Source organism: Pseudomonas sp. NPDC087185 (assembly GCF_044744955.1).
GTDB lineage: Bacteria > Pseudomonadota > Gammaproteobacteria > Pseudomonadales > Pseudomonadaceae > Aquipseudomonas.
The window spans coordinates 147461-164660 of record NZ_JBIUZK010000006.1 but is presented as its reverse complement, the minus strand read 5'-3'; the positions used below and the strand labels follow the sequence as shown (position 1 = coordinate 164660).

General features: G+C 52.1%; 13 protein-coding genes, 1 tRNA gene and 1 pseudogene. 5 read left to right on the top strand and 10 right to left on the bottom strand.

The genetic code is table 11. The features are described from left to right. Window positions 1–181: 181 nt before the first annotated feature. Together ACIPIJ_RS20925 and ACIPIJ_RS20920 are read left to right on the top strand one after the other, a co-directional pair. A pseudogene (locus tag ACIPIJ_RS20925) lies at window positions 182–1054 on the top strand (cache domain-containing protein); the annotation flags it as partial. Further along, a complete protein-coding gene (locus ACIPIJ_RS20920; protein ID WP_401080664.1) occupies window positions 1031–2164 on the top strand; it encodes a methyl-accepting chemotaxis protein in 1134 nt (377 codons plus the stop codon). The pseudogene ACIPIJ_RS20925 and the gene ACIPIJ_RS20920, both read left to right, overlap by 24 nt. A 363-nt stretch (window positions 2165–2527) precedes the next feature. Here ACIPIJ_RS20920 and ACIPIJ_RS20915 read toward each other — a convergent pair whose 3' ends face one another. After that, window positions 2528–2764: a hypothetical protein gene (locus tag ACIPIJ_RS20915; RefSeq protein ID WP_401080102.1), complete on the bottom strand. Its 237-nt coding sequence runs from the start codon at window positions 2762–2764 to the stop codon at window positions 2528–2530. Next, window positions 2739–2930 carry an AAA family ATPase gene (locus tag ACIPIJ_RS20910; RefSeq protein WP_401080100.1) on the bottom strand — a complete coding sequence of 64 codons (192 nt, stop codon included), beginning with the start codon at window positions 2928–2930 and terminating at the stop codon, window positions 2739–2741. The genes ACIPIJ_RS20915 and ACIPIJ_RS20910 overlap by 26 nt, the downstream gene beginning before the upstream one ends. A 392-nt stretch (window positions 2931–3322) precedes the next feature. Here ACIPIJ_RS20910 and ACIPIJ_RS20905 point away from each other — a divergent pair, with 392 nt between their 5' ends. Beyond that, window positions 3323–3637 (top strand): hypothetical protein, encoded by a 315-nt coding sequence (locus ACIPIJ_RS20905; RefSeq protein WP_401080098.1) that lies wholly within the window; start codon window positions 3323–3325, stop codon window positions 3635–3637. Between the two features lie 91 nt (window positions 3638–3728). On the opposite strand, the gene ACIPIJ_RS20900 is transcribed toward ACIPIJ_RS20905, so the two are convergent. The 6 genes from ACIPIJ_RS20900 to ACIPIJ_RS20875 all read right to left on the bottom strand — a co-directional run bounded on the left by ACIPIJ_RS20900 (window position 3729) and on the right by ACIPIJ_RS20875 (window position 12432). After that, window positions 3729–4373 (bottom strand): HAD family hydrolase, encoded by a 645-nt coding sequence (locus ACIPIJ_RS20900; protein ID WP_401080096.1) that lies wholly within the window; start codon window positions 4371–4373, stop codon window positions 3729–3731. Between the two features lie 289 nt (window positions 4374–4662). Further along, a complete protein-coding gene (locus ACIPIJ_RS20895; RefSeq protein ID WP_401080094.1) occupies window positions 4663–6564 on the bottom strand; it encodes a hypothetical protein in 1902 nt (633 codons plus the stop codon). Beyond that, the gene (locus tag ACIPIJ_RS20890) at window positions 6561–6770 is read right to left on the bottom strand and encodes a hypothetical protein (protein ID WP_401080092.1); all 210 of its coding nucleotides are present in this window, start codon (window positions 6768–6770) and stop codon (window positions 6561–6563) included. Before ACIPIJ_RS20890 ends, ACIPIJ_RS20895 begins: the two co-directional genes overlap by 4 nt. 115 nt (window positions 6771–6885) lie before the next feature. Then, window positions 6886–7563: a hypothetical protein gene (locus ACIPIJ_RS20885; protein ID WP_401080090.1), complete on the bottom strand. Its 678-nt coding sequence runs from the start codon at window positions 7561–7563 to the stop codon at window positions 6886–6888. Next, complete coding sequence (locus tag ACIPIJ_RS20880; RefSeq protein WP_401080088.1) at window positions 7556–10975, bottom strand: site-specific integrase; 3420 nt, start codon at window positions 10973–10975, stop codon at window positions 7556–7558. The genes ACIPIJ_RS20885 and ACIPIJ_RS20880 overlap by 8 nt, the downstream gene beginning before the upstream one ends. Further along, entirely contained in the window at window positions 10972–12432 is a 1461-nt protein-coding gene (locus ACIPIJ_RS20875; protein WP_401080086.1) for a tyrosine-type recombinase/integrase, read from the bottom strand. The genes ACIPIJ_RS20880 and ACIPIJ_RS20875 overlap by 4 nt, the downstream gene beginning before the upstream one ends. Before the next feature lie 350 nt (window positions 12433–12782). Between ACIPIJ_RS20875 and ACIPIJ_RS20870 the strand changes: the two genes are divergently transcribed. Further along, the gene (locus ACIPIJ_RS20870; RefSeq protein WP_401080085.1) at window positions 12783–14024 is read left to right on the top strand and encodes a hypothetical protein; all 1242 of its coding nucleotides are present in this window, start codon (window positions 12783–12785) and stop codon (window positions 14022–14024) included. Between the two features lie 44 nt (window positions 14025–14068). Next, window positions 14069–14989 carry a hypothetical protein gene (locus ACIPIJ_RS20865; RefSeq protein ID WP_401080083.1) on the top strand — a complete coding sequence of 307 codons (921 nt, stop codon included), beginning with the start codon at window positions 14069–14071 and terminating at the stop codon, window positions 14987–14989. Window positions 14990–15735: 746 nt separating this feature from the next. Here ACIPIJ_RS20865 and ACIPIJ_RS20860 read toward each other — a convergent pair. Then, window positions 15736–15809, bottom strand: a tRNA-Gly gene (locus tag ACIPIJ_RS20860). 217 nt (window positions 15810–16026) lie between these two features. Then, window positions 16027–16917, bottom strand: coding sequence for an alpha/beta fold hydrolase (locus ACIPIJ_RS20855; RefSeq protein WP_401080081.1), 891 nt, complete (start codon window positions 16915–16917; stop codon window positions 16027–16029). Window positions 16918–17200: the final 283 nt, after the last annotated feature.

Below are 17200 nucleotides of genomic sequence, written 5' to 3'. Positions count from 1 at the left end.
CTAACTGCAGGGCATAGCTCCGGCTGAAACGAAATGCATCGCAGTGACTAACCAATTCGCTACGCCCAGAATTACAAACCATAAAAAGTAAGTTTGCGTATGACCTGCGTTTCAAAATTATTTGGGCATGTCGATGCATGCGGTTGTGGCATTTAAATATTTAGACTAGGACGGGCTTGTTGTGCCTAAAACAATAGTTGCGCGATTCTCGCTTGCCTTGATTCTTATTGTTACGCTTATTGCGCTAGTCATCTATGCGGTGATCGTCTTTCGCGGGGAGCCGAAGCTTATCGCTTCTCAAATCCACGCTTCTCAGCAATCAGTACTTGCCTTGTCACGACAACTTAGCGCCAGACTTGGAGAGGTCGAGGGGCGCACTGTCGCGTTAGCAAACGTCGGTGCAACACTCCCCTTGAGGCATGAGCTAGTGAAGCCTACGCTAGCCAAAATTATTGATAGTGAAGGTAATCAGGCGATAGCTGGAGGAGGATTATGGCCAGAGCCCGGAGCATTCACTCCGGGCACGGAGCTCGATAGCTTGTACTGGTCAAGGACGAAACAAGGATCGCTTGAGTTCTCCGCTGACAATAATCTTCCAGGAGCGCCTCCCTATCAAGCGGCTGATTGGTACAAGCAGGGGCAGAGTGGACAGCCTGGAAAATGTGCGTGGTCAGACGCCTACCTTGATCCCGTCAGCAAAGTTCTGATGACGACTTGCTCCGTGCAGTACGTGAGAGAGGGGCGTTTCTCAGGTGTCGCTACGATCGATATGACGCTCAGTGGAATAGCGGACTTTCTGAAGGCTAATGGTAGTGTCACTGGCGGTTATGCTTTCGCAATCGATAGGTCTGGTAATGTACTGTTCTTCCCCAGGGTAGAGCCAGGCGTGCAAGCAGCCAAGGCCTCCGCCGTTTTACAGTTATATCCTTGGTTCGCCGACTTTATCCGTTGGAGCGAAGACAACGGGAACTCTTCCAAAACGCTCAAGATTGATCATGACACCTCGTTTGACTCTCCAGCATACGTGAGCATGGAAAGAGTCCCCGGCACGGGCTGGATTGTCGGCTTGGTCACGCCTTCGAGCACAATGACAGCTATTGCGAGACAGCTCAAAAACGAGATGCTGGTGATTTTGATCCCATTGCTCATAGTGCTGTTTGGTGTTATCTGGATGTCGGGCCGTGCACTATTCAAATTGATTGGCGAGACCACCGAGCAGATCAATAGGTTGGGCGCGCAGAGCGATGCAGCCTGTCTCCAAGTTAACCGCGATGATGAGATCGGACTCTTACGCAAAGCCGTCAACGAGTACGCCGGGCGCTTGCAAGGAATGCTTAATACCATTGGGCACGAGTCAACAGCGCTAGAGCATCATGCTAATGCCGTTGCAGAATTAGCGGCAGTCATGGCCGAAAGAGCTGATAAACAACGACAAGATAATGCACTCCTTGCGACTGCAGTAACCGAGATGGCTGCGAGTGCCTGTGAGGTTGCTAAAAATACAAGTGACTGCTCAGAGACAGCTCAGAACTCCCTAGATCGTGCCCGTACCAGCCAATTCCAGGTGCAGCAGAATGGTGAAACTATTCTTTCGTTGAGTTCGAATGTTTCCCACGTTGCGGCTGCTATCTCCCAACTGGGGAACGATATCGAAAACGTCAGCGGGGTTCTGGCTGTGATTAAATCTATATCTGACCAAACTAACCTGTTGGCGCTGAATGCGGCAATAGAGGCAGCCAGAGCAGGTGAACAAGGGCGTGGTTTCGCGGTTGTTGCAGACGAGGTTCGAACGCTGGCAGGTCGTACACAATCGTCAGCGAATAAAATTCAAGATATGATTGGAGAGCTTAGGCATGCTTCCTCAAATTCTGTGGCGACGATGGTGGCAGGCGAACTCAGTACCAGGCAGGCATGTGATCAGTCCGAGAATGTTAATCAATCGATTGATGTCACAATTTCAGGATTCGTTGAAATTGTCGATCGAGCCCAGCAAATCGCAGTTGCGGCACAAGAGCAGAGTCATGTTACACAGGAAATTAACGAGCTGGCCGTGCGTATTCATTCATCCAGTGAAAAAGGTGCTCATGATGCAGCAACGTTGCGTAATTTAAGCCATACGATGCAAGAGCTCGCTCGGCGTCTAGCTAACGTGAGCAAGCAGTAAGGCTGTAGGGATGCCCAGGGATCGTAGAGGCATTCCCTGCTCGTTGTGCAAGGCGATGGCGCCACCACCGATCGAAACAGCATGTGCATCGAGCAAAGCCTGCGCGAATGCGCCCACCGGAACTCCGAGATTCGTGGCAGTTTGCGTTACGATTTGGAGTGGCTGCTGGAGCTGTGCGCCGGCTTGTACGCCGAAGCAGAGGAGGGCGTCCTGCATGCGGCTGCCAATGCACCACCCAGAGCGGGCCGATCTTCAGTGAGGCGGTTGAGGATGGAGTTGCGATTCCATGACAAATTGACGTTGGTATAGCTGCCTATGCGAGCTGGAGAGATGCGAGCACGGTCTTTCCGAGCAAGGTTACGTTCAATCTCCTGTTGCCGTGCAGATGGACTCTAGGTCGCTCTCTACCCTCAGCTGTAATGTGAGAACGGTCTCAATACCAAAACGTGGTTTGTCTTCCAGTGTTTGATTGGCGAGGTCGAAGCCTCGTAGGAAATCTCCGTAGCTGTCCAGGTTGATCAGGTCATTGGGCAGATCGCCCAGAGGCGCCATGATCAGGATCGGGTAGGTGACATCACCGGTAGAAATCAGTGGCGCCAAACGATGCGTTGCGCCGGGCACTCAGGCAGAGATCAATAGCATCGAGAATGCTGGACTTCCCGCTGTCGCCAGAGCCAACCAGGCGGTTGATTCCCGGAGGAGGAGTCCAGTCCAGGCTTTGAATTGAACGGAAATTTTCGATCTGAATCCGACGAATCCTTGCCATGCACTGCGTCCCTGGATGCTGAGCAGTCCGATGCCGCTCCGCTCTGAATCATAGCCAGATTTTGAGTGGCTGCAGTGTGACTGCATGGCTCGCAGCATGCCGGTGAAGGTTCAGCCTGGGGATTAACGTTTGCTGTAAACCATTTTTTTGTACTGTTAACTACTAAGGTTTACAGTGCAAAAAAGTGGTTTACAGTCGATGTTTGCCAGCGTTCATGACCCTAATCGTGCCCGTTATCTTCGGTCGCCGAATGGCATGCAAAATGAGCTCTATGTCTGAAGATCACAGGGGCGCTCAGATCCTTGTTCAGTCATAATGCAGGGGCAATTCTCGATGCTGGCATTTCTAGATTATGCCGCCGCATGCCTCTAGCCCCCCGCGAGACACCTGTGATGACCGTCGATTTGAGTGAAGAGGAAATGCGCCGGGCGCTGTTCGGCACATCCAGCTCTGCCCCCACTGCATCTGAAAAACCTCTTTCTTCTGAAGCTATCAAACCGATCGCCGTCAAACCGGCAGCTCGTAAACTCTCGTCACCCAAGCTTCGAGTAACGCTGAAGGTCAGCAAGGTCTTCGAAGGCGATGAGGAGCTCTTCAGCTACGACGCGAGTACCTTGAGCACCCTGCTAGCAGAACAAGAGGCTAGAAACGCAGCCAGGAAAAAACGGTTCAAGTACATCGAGCTGGTTTCTGTCGTCCCGGTCTGATGGGTTTGATGCCGGTGTGAAGCATGGTATTTGCCAAACAGCATGTCGCAATGGATGTTGCCTTCCCCGATCTCGCTATATCGTAGAGAGTTTAAGATGCCAACCCGCTGTTGGTGGCTAACACGTGGTCAGCGAAGTCGGTCAGGCTCTTGAAGCCCTCACCACCTCTGCGATTTAAGAAGAAGCCTTGAATACCCACCTCGCGAGGCGCGTAGCAATCGCGCTGGATCGAGTCACCAATCATCATCACCTGATTGTCGCTGAAGTATTCGCTGGTATCAGCACCGAGTAGCTCACAGCTCGCCCTGTACATGAATGGCTCAGGTTTCATCGCGCCGATTGCGTAGCTGAAGCCGTAGCCATCAAGCGTTGGATACAGTCGGCATACGGGCTCTCCATACGGCGCCGCGAGATTGGAGGCAACGGCGATCTTGATGCCTTCGGACTGCAGCATTTCCACTGCTCGCAACCCATCATCAAACGGTTCGATGCTATTTAGATCAGCGTCCAGTGCATCTTGGATTTCGGCCATGAGATCGGGTCGGATGCTGATTCCGAAAAGCTCAGCCGCCTCTGCCAGGCTCAGACTTCGGGTCATGACCTGATGCAGATCGTTCGGCTGCGGGCGACGACCTTGTCGGATGCCTTCTTTCAAAATCATGCGATAGGGGTGTCTGCCCTGCGGGATTCGAAGCAAGGTGCCGAAGGCGTCGAAAAGTATGAATCTGACGGACATCTGGATTGCCTTTAACAACTGCGGATTCAAGCCCGCTTCATCTGGTCTGGCAGGATACAGTGGATCAACAGGGCAGGCATTCGACGCGACCAGCCGTATGTGGCTGGTCGGCCCTCAAGTGAGCTTGATGCTTTGCAGCATCCTCAAAAGTAGAAAGTCATCCGGGGCATTCATGATGACTATCACATCAACGCTTTGTCCTGGCGTTGAATGTAGTAAAGATCTCGGCAGAGCTAGTAATGGATTTTTGGATGATCCACAGGACAAGCCGGGGAGGGGGCTCATGGCCCTACTCGACCAGTGGGGTCAGCCGTTGGTGAGAGATCGGTACTGTCTTCGCCGCCATGGGTTGATCATGCACATACACCTGGCTGACCTCAATGCGATAGGCCTTCAGGTATTCAATCCAAGCATGCCTGGATGCCTTCGCCGCGATCAGCACGACCGATCGCGCGCCTGCCTGGACGGCTGCCTCTGGAGACATGGCGAAGCCGAGTGACACCTTTGCCTCGTCAATGAGTTCAGGTGGCAAGGTGGAGTACCGGCCTTCCGCTTCCACAAACAGCCCCTTCCCACTGACCGAATGAAGTCGGCAGATGAAAGGATCCCACTTGTTGGCATGGGCCGGGCGCACTCTGATCCGATCATGCTTTCTGAAACTTGTCTCCTGGGTTTGAAGGACTACCGGTGCTCGTACTCGACTCAGACGCTGATTGATCGTTGCGATTAGCGAAGGAGAGTCACTGACAAAAATTTCACCCTTAGACGCTTGATGCCATTGCTCGGCCCAGTGAACGTTGAACACCTGGTCTTCGCCACTGGGCTCAAGACTCGGCGCTGGGATCGCTGATACAGCGTGATTCGCAGCATGTAGGGCGATGATGGGGTAGTAGGCTTTGAGAGCGTCCAGGAAATGTGCTGGATGCTCAGCCATAGCTGGCCGGGCATCGAATAGCACCACCCGCGTGGAGGCAGGGACTCCCTTGAGGGCCACCAAGAAGTCACTGAGCGTAAGTAGATGGCAGTCGGTGATGATGACGGTGCCGTACTCAGCGAGGTCAGGCGGGAGCTCGTGGAATGGAACTGCAATGTTCTCAGAACAGGCATCATAGATAGGCAGCATGGAACTTGAATACACGACGAGCTGAGGAGCCGGCGCGTACAAGATCTGCAAGGTGCTGGACAGCTGGCTCGTGAACTCACAAACGCTTGATAGGGCACGGGCAATGACCACCGACAGCCTTGAGTTGATGGCTACGATGATTTCGTCCTGGTAATTTTGATGGTCATAGGACGCGATGACTTGGCTGTATCTGGAATAACCGTATTGGACTTCCTGAGGCGTATAGGTGGGGAAAAAACTGCTCGATAGGCGTTCGAGCTGTCTGCGCACCGCGACCTGAAGCATGGCGTGGGATTTGAGTTGGCAGTACTCCCCATCAATAATTGTCCAGCCCCGGTCGGTGCAGAGTTCGAGGGCCTTTCCGGAGGACTTGGGCAGCTCCGTCTTGTGAAAGATCGTGCGTCCCTTCGAGCCTTGATCTATGAACCAGGTCAGTAGCTCAAGCGCCACACGTTGGCTGACTTCCAGACTCGTTTGCGAGGACAGGGCTGATTGAATCAACTGTGATGAGCCGAACGACAAGAGGGCCCTGAGCCTGGCAAGCGGAAGGGCACATGCATCGGAACCAAACGTGTCATAGCAGACTTCTGCGCGCGTTTGAGGAAGCCCCCAAGCCATGAGACGCTTAACGTGCTGGTACCGTTGCTGAGCCTCTTGGAACGCCACCCCTAGCAGGGTGCATTGCGGTTCTGGGAGTACTCCTTGCCAGGGTTTCAGGTAATTTTGGACGAGGCTGTCTAAGAGCCTCTCGCGTTGAGCTGCGTCTAGAGAGGTGAGCAGTCGTTTTGCAGTGGGTTTGAGCTCTATATCGGCGAGGAAAAAGTTGTGCTCAATGAGCGTGGCCCAGGCCGAGATGTCCAGGCCACATTCCAGGGCGGCTACCAGGTTGACTCCATGGCTACGTGCAGCGGTTCGCAGCATATACATACGCCCGGCAAGCAGCGGAAAATCGAGTGCATCAGTGCGAAAGCGCAATGAGGCGATTCTACCGTTCCCTGAGTCGACGCAGGTGATCTGACTGATGCCATTTAGTCGATGGATGACCCGCTTGATGAGGTACTTCTTCATGAGTGATCGCTTAATACGATGCCACCTGCGTGGATCATGTTTAGCTCATGATGTGCCGATCGCAGTTTTTGCTTCAGCGTCAAGTTTTCCTGTTTGATCAGGGTTAATTCTGTTTGCAATCTAGAATTTTCAATATTGGGCGGCGCGCCTCCTGGAAGAGTGCTGATCGAATTTTCCAGATGCTCGTTCAGCATCGCCAGAAGCATATGTACCTCAGGGCTCCCTCGGCCCGGATAAAATATTTGTCGAGTGGCCCCAATTTTGGCTGCCAACCAGGTAAGATCAATACTGCCTTTCCTCATGGGAATAAAGGCCTCTGACTCAATCAGTTTCGCTAGTTCCTCTTTCAATAGAAGAGCGAAGCGATTCTTCAAGTTCAGCTGTGCTAAGCGATCCAGGATTAGTGTTTTTTGCATGGCGCCAGTCCAAGAAAGGTTTGCAAGTTTTCGCATCAGAGAGCGGGGCGGAAACTCCTGTCATTGTTGCGCGTGTCATCAGGCGGCCTTTTTCGAAGTATAGATACTGCTCCTCTTTCAATATGATTTCAATTAGTTGACAGGTTGTTTCAAATGCATGCAGGAAACTGTCAGTTTTAATAAGGGTTGGTTTGGGCTTTGATCTGGTTGTAAGGTCGGCCAATATGTTTTCTAGAACATGGATACGATGCCTTGCTTCACTCAGCTGAATCTGCAGCGTTTCCTCTGGGATTAAGGCTTCTGCAACTGATCGGGGGATTTTTGTGCAGAGTTTCACTGCGAAGCTATCAAAAAGTTTTTTTTGAGGTGTGCCTGTCTTTCTGTAAAGTGATGGATCTACTCCGACAATTAGGGCCACGTCTCTGGCCAGTTTTGAAAAATTTTCGTAGGGTGGCACATTTTTTTTAATCAGTGATTCTAGAGTGGTCTTGGTTTTTGTTAATGTTTTGTTAAGTTGTTCTTGCTTCCAGTCATGCTTTTCTTTGCTTTGAGTCGCCAGTTTGCTCGGGCGATAATTATTCAATTTCTTCACGCTCCAGTGGCAGGCTAGGATTTGACACATATGCAATCGCCTCGTCAAAAGTAAGATCTGTGCTTTTGAGAATGGTGGCTATCTGGCGGGCTATAAGCTGCTTGGTCGTAGGATCGCTGAGCTCCAACTTGAGTAGGTCTGGGTTCTTGGCTAGCCGCTCAACCATGTAGGGGTAGTTGGCTGAGGTCAGGTGTGGGTAGGCTTCAGAATCAAGAATTCCCGCAATAACCCGGTGGAGAGGGTTTGACATGTCTACAGCATGTCGCTTAGCACCAACAAGGTCACGGTAGCGGGAAATATATCCCGGATTTTTACTGTCCGAATCCAATACCTCATTAAGTTGATCGGCCAGATGTTTATATGATGCGAGTTCGTAGCGAACGATTGTCAGTTTCTGGTGGTATGGCGCCATCTCTGCTTGTGAAATGTCTGCGTCAGCCAGCTGACTGATTTTATCCACGAGATGAAGACCTTTGATTTGAGCCTGTCGCATCTTTACGTTCATGCCTGGCAAATGATCAACGCCCCATACTGCTGCATCGCAAAGGCTACAAACTCTCGAACGTCCTGTGAATTCCACAAGCTTCGGAGGGCAGTCCCCATCACGCATGCAGATACAATGGGTGTAAAATCCCGGCAGGGCCTTGGTAGTAGCGATCAAGTCTATGCCTGATTCTTGACTATCGATAAGATAGAACTGTTGGCTTCTGAGTTTTTGATCTTGGACGAGCTGCGCTTTATTCTCGTTCCACCCTTTCACGATGGCGCTGTTCGGTGAACTCGGCTGTGGAATTTTTCCCATCAGCGCTTCATAGGCACTATCTGTGACCAAGCTATTAGCACGACCGATGTTCTCCAACATGTCTTCGGGCGTAACTACGGTATAGTGGTCAGTCGACACAGCAATCTTATCGTTGATCCTATGGCCTGCCTGTTGGGCGGTGTAGGTGACATCGAGGTGCCCATACAACCGCATGTGAGAGATCCACGCCACGCGAAGAGAATGGGGGACATGCACCGCTAGTTCGTTGCCGGAAGCACTTATGGTAATGAAACTGTGATAGGAGTCGGGGCTCACAATGGAGTTATAGACTTGCTCTAGTCCACGGCAAAAATGTATCCATTCGTCTGAGTATGTCCCATCCGAAAAAGGAAGATCGTTGTCTTTCCAAGGGCTTCTGAATAGTGGGCAAATTTTGCCGTATTTATTGGGATCCCTTGGGTCGTTCTCGTAATAAACAAGGCCGGGGGCTTTAGTGTAAATCTGCGTCTGAAAATGCCGCTCGTCAATAAGGCTTTTCATTACATCGCCATCAATCACAACATCCCCAGATTTCCCGGACTTGTTTGTGTTGACATGCAGATTGCAGAGATTGAAAGCATCTACATATTTTTCGTGATAAAGACTGTCGAACGTTCTAAGATCCAGCCACTGGCCACTTTGAATTCTTTGGCCAGCGAATAGGCCAATAGCCAGCATCCTGAGTGTTGAAAGCCAGGGAATGTATGTCGTTACAATGGTGGCTGCGTTAGTTGAGTGGTAATCGCCATGCCACCAATTGTAGATGTTGGGTATGGTAGTAATGGGTATCTCAAAGGTTTCCAGCGGACGTTTCGAGCTGCGTATAATTACGGTGGTGTTGAGGTTGATTTTTGTGAGGTCAATCCAGTCGCTGGATTTGATTTCTGCAACGGTTTCACGGTCAAGGCGGCCATCTAATATCGCGTTCCTGATATTGATACCAATGGAATCGAGCGCGCTCATGTAGGATTTTGCGATGATTGAAATGTCCCGAGGGAACGGCTTCTTGTCCGACTTGGATCGTCCACCACTTCCAGTCGAATCCATGGAGCGGTTGACGGGGTTGGCATACCCACCATCTACGAAACCATGAGGTGCGCCATAGGTTCTGACCAGTTCAAAGAAGAGATGCACTGAATTAACAAAGGGCTTGGTAGATTTCTCTGTAAACATCAATGTCCGAAGTTTTAGTGCGGTCAGAGGCATTTCAATGTTGCCAGAAATGTCATGGTCTCGATAAATCGATTGTACAGTCTCATGGTCAATGAGGTCGTCGCACCAAAACACTATTCGCTCGAAGTCGATGATGGTTTCCGGTAATCGAACTGTTGAGTTCGGATGCAGTTCTTTCCATACAGGGAGGTAAAAGAAGATGTAGTCAAATAAGAATTTGATGTGATTGATCTGGCTGTCGATATGGCCTCGGGAGTTATTAGATTTGTTAGCTTTGGCAACAAATATGCCTGCCATTGTTAACCACTGGCTATAGGTCTTTTCGATCTCGATGTGCGCTCGCCCTGGGTAAAAATCGTTCGTCACCCAATTGAAGTCGGGTTTTCGCGGAGGTAGAGTTAGTAAAAGAAGGTAGTCCTCGGCGGCTATCGAAGAATGAAGCTCGTTATACAAGGCCTCGCTTTCTTCTGCAATGCGCTGTGCCTTTTCTATTCGAGCCTTCTGTCTTTCTATAATTGTTCGATCTTTTCTTTTAAGCTTGGTTTTTGGAGGGGAGCGAGCATACTGTTTGTTGATGTTTCTGATTTTGAAACGGCGAAGTTTCCGATCGTGTGTGGGGATGTTCTGCGCTTCTTCAGGTGTCATTACGTAATATTTTATGTAGTTCTCATAGCTTTTAATGTTTTGAGTAATATCCTCGTTGTGAGCACGCTTGGATATCAGGTACATTTGATATCGTTCAAGGTAGAAGCATTGCTCGGGAGAAATAATTTCGCTGAACGTAGCCGAGAATTTCTTTAGCCAGGGTATTAAAGAGAAATTTCTATTTCCCTTATCCAGCTTTAGACTAACTATCTCAGGTATGGCTGCCCAGATTTCGTCAAAATTGACATCCTCCTTAGATTGCCATGAAGTTCGGTACTGCCAGCTTCTGGAGGCTCTTTCAATGTTGTTTGAGCCCCTCGCTACCTCGAAAATAAATCCATAGGTGTACTTTTCAAGCTCTGGATTCTTTTTCCAAACGGAGCTCAACTCAAATGTGAATGGCAAAGTCACTATTTTCTCTGCCCAGAGAAGACAGAGCCAAGCCTTGAATGGAACTGCCAGTCCCGTCACATCTTCGGGTCGGTCGGGAGGCTGGCCCGTCAGTCGATGGTACAGCGTTGATCCTGCAGGGCCAGCATCTCCGTCCAGTAGAGTAATTTTGAAAATAGTGTTCAGATCGCTCTCGGACATCCGGCGAGTGGATCTCAAACGACAGAATTTTACGATGGCGTGACGCTTGTGATACTGCCTGTCGCTTGAGAATTCGTTTAGGTTCACCTGCTTGGACGTCAATGGCTCAGTCATTTTGCTGAGAATAATATTTGACGCAGCGTGCAACCTCTCGGGCGCGATTAACTGAATTTCCGTCGATACGTTTATCATGCTGCCAAGCGCTCACGCAGGTCTTGGGCGAGACTTTCATATGCAGCCGCACGCAGACTATCGATGCTACCGGTTTTATTCCAGATTGCCGCCATCTGCTGCGAGGCGTGAATTTCGGCCATGAGCACCTCTTGGTCGAGCTTGGCGTAAATAATGGTGGATGTGATTTTTGCGTGCCCCATCAGCACTTGAATTTCACCCAGGGTTAACCCAACTGTACGGCGCCCAGGGATGTAAACAAAATTCCTGGCCCAATAGCCGTAGAAGTGACGAAGGCTATGGGAAGTGTAAACCTTGGTGTCTGTGCATTCAGTGAAGCCGGCCTCTTGTTGAGCTTTGGCGAGCGCTCGATTAAGCCTGCGGTTAAGCGAGTTCGGTTTGATAGCGTCAACTAACGCCTCACCATAGCTGTCGGGATTGTCTGATACGAAAAGGAACTCGCTATCTGAGGTGGGGCGTATCGCCTTATATTCAGCCAGTGCATCATAGAAGAGGGTTTCAAAGGGTTCGAACATGTAGATTCTGGCGGTCGTTCGTCCTTTGAAGGGTAAGTCTTTAGCGGACGGGTCGCGCAAGTGGTTAGGGTCTTCTATGCGAAGGGAACGTTCCTTCACGTTGATCTCATCGTTCTGCATGGCCCAGGCTTCGGACTGCCGAAGGCCACCGCCAGCTTGGAGTAGGGCAACTACCTTCTCTAGGGGCGGTAGGTTCTCTATCAGCCTCAAAATTCGACGTGATGGAAACTCTTTTGGGGGCTTGCTTTTGGGAGCCTTTCCGCCCTCTAGGCCTCCCGGCGCGGTCTGATAGACCTCAGCAGGTTTTTCCTTGAACTCCATGAGCTTCGAACGCATCTGTTCGACCTCGGTTTTGCTCCGACGACGATCTGCCAAAGCATCGAGTTCGTTAGGCGCCTCAATCACGGTTCCAGGGTTGAGGAAGCTGGCCATGGCCAAGGAGTCCCTCAGAAGAGCTGCGTGAAGCCGCAGAAAATCGTTGGCAGCTGCTTTATAGGCTAGGCCCGAGACGATACTGATTGGCTTCCGTCCCAGCCGTTTTGCCACCGTCCTGATCACGAAGTCGGTGCTGTTAACCCCCTGGGTCAAAAAGATGAAGTAGGAGTTGATCGTTTCGTTGAGGGCTTCCGGATCGATCTGGCCCGCGCCGAGGGCTCTGGACTCGTACAGGTAGTCTATGAAGCCTGCATTGCGATAGGTGTATTGCTCAATGCCCGCACGTGATCGTTTCGTACCCAGCTGTCGATGGATGCCTCGGGAGTATGCGTTGAATGAGGGTACTGGTTGCCCGGTTGCCGTTTCATAGAGACGCGGCGGGTCAGTGCGCACGAGGCGAACATTTTTCAAATTGCCTTTTAGGGGGAGCTTTTGGGCGCTCCAATCGGCTGAATTCTGTACGTCTCTTGTCGGTTGGACGTGAGCAGGTAAAGTCGACTTATCCATATATTGACTCCTTGTAGAGTCCGTGCTATGGATATAGGTATAGATCTTTTCTTGGTCTTTTTATATTTTTTTCAATAGATAATTACTATTGATTTTTAATAATTAATTTATATTTTGACTCTTACCTTCGATGACGCCGCAGATGACTTCATCTGAGCGGAGCGGACTATGGGTGGTTACTTAGCTGTGTGGTTCGTCGACTCGACCTCTTTCATCCTGGTCGCGTTCGAGTTGCTCATCAGGGCAAATTCCCATAGTTCAGTCCGAGGGGCCTTCCTTCGCCTGATGATTGGTTTTACTGGGCAAAAAACCAGTATTATCCGGGCTCGCTCTTCTTCGAGGTGTCCAGGATGTTCATTTCGCCAAAGGCTGACGGTTACCTGTTTTCAAGCAATAACCTCGATTACCTGCTTCAGGAGAAGCGGGGGAAAATTCCCACCGAGGTAGAGCGGCTGGATGCGAATCGCCTGCTCAACACTGCGCCTGAGGATCTGATCGCCTACTTGATGCAAATCGCCACGGTCGAGCCGATCACGCTACGACGAGAAGAGTGGTACGTCGAGACCGAAGAAGTCCAGATCGATGTCCGGGGTGATTCCAGCCGATTCATCCGTGACATGAGCCGACCTGCGCTCGTGCCTGGGGAGCGAGTGACGGTTCATGTACCGTTCGATGGCAATGAGCTTTTCTTCTTCTCCCAGTCGAACCAATGGTCGACCAACCCGCCGCGCGGCAAGGTGGCTGGTGGTGAGCTGATTCTTGAATTCCAGTACCCCTCGGACTCTCCTCGTGAGGTGCGTTCGGAGGTCGACCGAGTGCTGGCGAATATCGAGCAGTATCTGGAGTGGCAGGGAAGTCAGATCAACGCCCACAATGCGTCCCTCCATCAGCTGGCCGCACAGGTGGTGAATGATCGCAGGGAGCGCTTGCTGGCCAAGTCGCAGCGCACCGCAGCCCTGGGTATCCCTGTTCGACAGCGCTCGGATGCACCGAAGACCTATGCCGTACCCACTGCTCGCCGGAAGGCGTCCCCCACGCTGCCACCGGCTACTTCCAAGCCCTTCGAGCCGGAACCTACCTGGGCGATGGATCAGTACGAACACGCGCTGAAAATCCTGCAGGACATGGCGTTGGTCATGGAGCGCAGTCCAGCTGCCTTCAAGTCCATGGACGAAGAGGCGCTACGGCAACATTTCCTGGTTCAGCTCAACGCTCAGTTTGAAGGCAAAGCCTCAGGCGAGACCTTCAACATGAGCGGGAAGACCGACATCCTGCTCCGCGAGGGTGAACGCAACGTTTTCATTGCCGAATGCAAGTTCTGGAAGGGGCCCAAGGCCTTCGGGGAGGCCATCGACCAGTTGCTCGGCTACACGACCTGGCGGGATAGCAAGACGGCTATTTTGGTGTTCAACAAGGGAGTTGATACCAGCAAGGTGCTGGCTGGCATCGAGGCTACTGCCCAGGCGCATGCGAACTTCAAGCGCAAGGAGGCTTACCGGCACGAAAGTGGCTTCCGCTATGTCTTCCACCAGCCGGGTGACTCGAATCGTGAGCTGATCATCACCGTGCTGGTATTTCACGTACCATCCTGACCAGCCACCTTGACCAACCCTCTCTGAGAAGCGATTTCGACGCAATGAAAGCAGTGCAGTGGACAGTGTTTATCGACATGCTGGGCTTCAAGAAGCTAAACACGGTGGTCACCACCGACCAGCAGGCGCAAGACCTATTGGAGTTTATGATCAGCAATCGGGATGTTTTGACTGGTCATGAACAGGTGCTCGCTGAGGGGTACAAGAAGACTGGCGGACACAACCCTTACGATTGGTATGACGTCAAAAGTACCTGCATCTCTGACTCGGTGGTCGTGACGTTCAAGCCGAAAGAAATGGAGGAAGAGACGGATGCTGATCAGGTGCTAACGCACTCTGCCAACGCCCTGATGCTACTCATCTTTCGGTTGTGCATGCTGATGCACAAATCTCTGCTGGAACAAAAAGTTACCTTCCGAGGCGGCATCTCTACTCAATTTTGCGACATTCGCGACAGCTTTGCTGTGGGCGCAGGCCTTAGCGCCGCGAGTGAGACTGAAGGCAGGGCTAAGTTTGCTCGCGTTGCCTTGGCAGACGATGTAGTCCAAAACGAGGCGCTAATGGGTAGAGTTCGGCAGCTCTTCAGCCGAATGTATGGTGATTCAGAGTTCTTGGTGACGGAAAACGGTATCACCTGGGTGAATTCACTTGATTTGATGCTGGCAGGTCAAGATCTAAGGTCACCCGCTGTTAGCAGGGCGATGTTTCACCCTGCGACCCGCCCATCTGTCCTGGCGACGCGTATGCAATGCGCACAATACCTCAAGGCTCAGCAAATCTTCGTTGTCGAGTCAATTCGGGAATATTGGGCTGCTTACCGTGAGAATTATGCCGATAAAGACCTCAGGAGGGTCAATCGGGGAATTCTCAGAAAATACTTCTGGCTACGGCACTACCACAATGAAACCGTCAAAAATCGGCGCTTGGTAGCATTTTCCATCGGTTCTCAACGTTCACTCAGATGATCCAGCTGACTCTCATTCAGGCGCTGATTAGCTATAGCTACGACTGCTGGCTCAGCTGATGCTTCAGGTGGTAGGCCAAGGCCCTGACACGCTGTGGCAGGTACTTCGCTGAGGGAAAGACTAGGTAGAACTCGAAGCTTTCGGTGGGGGTAGTCTTCAAGACTTGTGACCGGTGCGCCGCTTTCCAACGCCTACTGATCGTAGTAGCTCGGCACCTGGATGGCGCCCAGGCCTTTCTATGCAGCTGCAACAACGGCTATGTCATTGTCACTGGCGAAACTCTGTCGTGGATTGACGGCTTTGTGGGTGACGTCTTGCTCGTAGTGCCAGCGCCTTCCTGGCGGAGGCAGGAATTTTCGGCTTGCAGATCATCGGGCGTAGCGATCTGGCCAAGTGCGTGTCCCACGGGAGGGGCGGCGGAATGTCAATCGGCTTTCGGGTCATCAGCGCAGAGTTCAACTGGCCTTAAGCAATTTCTGGCGGGCCTTTTCGATTCAACACCTTCCAATTGTCTGGAAAGTCGACTTCTCATGGGGGGAGCTGGGCTTATCGCTACCTGCAGGTTGAGCTAACTCAGAGCTTCAGGCTGCGGCTCGTAGCGTTGTGCGGTATCGAATGGGCATGGGTAACGAGTCATCACGTTTGTGAGTGAGGTCGTTTCGGGATTTGTGGTTGGGGGTAGGAGGGCTTTCGAGGGATTCAGGGCACGAGGCAGAAAGCCCGAACGTACCCTAGATCACGGAATGTGGAGCGGGTAGAGGGAATCGAACCCTCACCGATTGCTTGGGAAGCAATAGTTGTACCATTCAACTATACCCGCATGTCTTGCTAGTAAAGCTCGCTCACAAAAGCGGTTGTCCAGTAAGAACCCTCAACTAAAGCTTGGGAAGCTTTCGTTTTGCCACTAAACTATACCCGCGTCTGCGATCGACTTTTTACCAGAACCCTCCTCGAATTAGAAGCCCTAGTTATAAACCAGGCCTAAAAAATTGTCGGCGCCCGAAGCCTGCGGGTGTGGCTACAGGACGCCGATGCCCTCAGATCGCCCATGCATGCTGCCCTTGGCTGTTGCTATACGGGTTACGTGCCCGCGGCTCGCGTACAGTCGGCTTGAGGAAGCCGAGCAAGGCGCTGCGAGTGGCCTCACAGGCCGTCTTGTTTTCCATGTCGAGGAAGTGGCCGGCGTCGCGGATCACCGTGAAGTGGCTCTTGCCGACATGGTTGCCGAACTGCCGAGCGTCTTCGGCGGTAGTGTACTCGTCGCGGTCGCCGTTGATGAACAGCACCGGGATATCGATGTTGCGCGCACCTTTCAGCGCCCGGTCCAGGTCATGCTGCAGCACCTGGTTGATGTGGAAGTGCATCTGCGCGTACTCGTGGCTGTCAAGGCTGCTGACATGCCGATAGTTGAAACGCTTGAACAGCGACGGCAGGTGCTTGCCGATGGTGTCGTTGACCAGGTTGCCGACCTGGTAGCGATCGCAGGCGGCCAGGTACTGGCACCCACGGTCGAGGTAGTCGCGCATCGGCTCGTTGATCACCGGCGAGAACGAACTGACCACGGCCTTTTTCACCAATCGCGGCTGGTGCGCAAGCGCCAGCAGGGTGCAGGCACCGCCCCAGGAGAACGACATCACGTGGTCGGCCTGGAAGTGCTCGATCAACTCCAGCAGGATATGCGCCTCGTCTTCCTTGCTGATCAGGCGTTCCTGGCGGTTGTGCGGCTTGGACTTGCCCGAGTAGGGCTGGTCGTACAGCACGACGTTGAATTGCGGGTGCAGGTTACGCACCGTCTGGGCGAACGAGGCCGTGGTAGCCAGCGAGCCATTGATCAGGATGATCGTCTTCTCGGCGGCATCGGCGCGATGGAACTCCGTGTAAACCCGATACTGACCTTGGATATCAAGTACAGCGATTTCTGGCCTCATGTCATCGACTCCTGGCGCAAAAAGGGTATTCGCGTCACCTAGGGTGCACGTTCTATATGACAGGTAGGCATTTGCCTGTAGGAAACTTACCGGGGCCCTGTGTCGATCCTTGGCACACGTGTCGACGGTATTGTTTTTGGCGGGCAATTTGCCGTGCCCCAGGGCATCTAGGCCTTGGGTAGCCGGCAAAAAGGTGTCTTGGTCCACGTTTGTGACTCGTGAGTCACGTGCAGACCGACAAGTTAGGAGTCAAGCAGTGGGTCGGGGATCGCGCAAGTGCCGC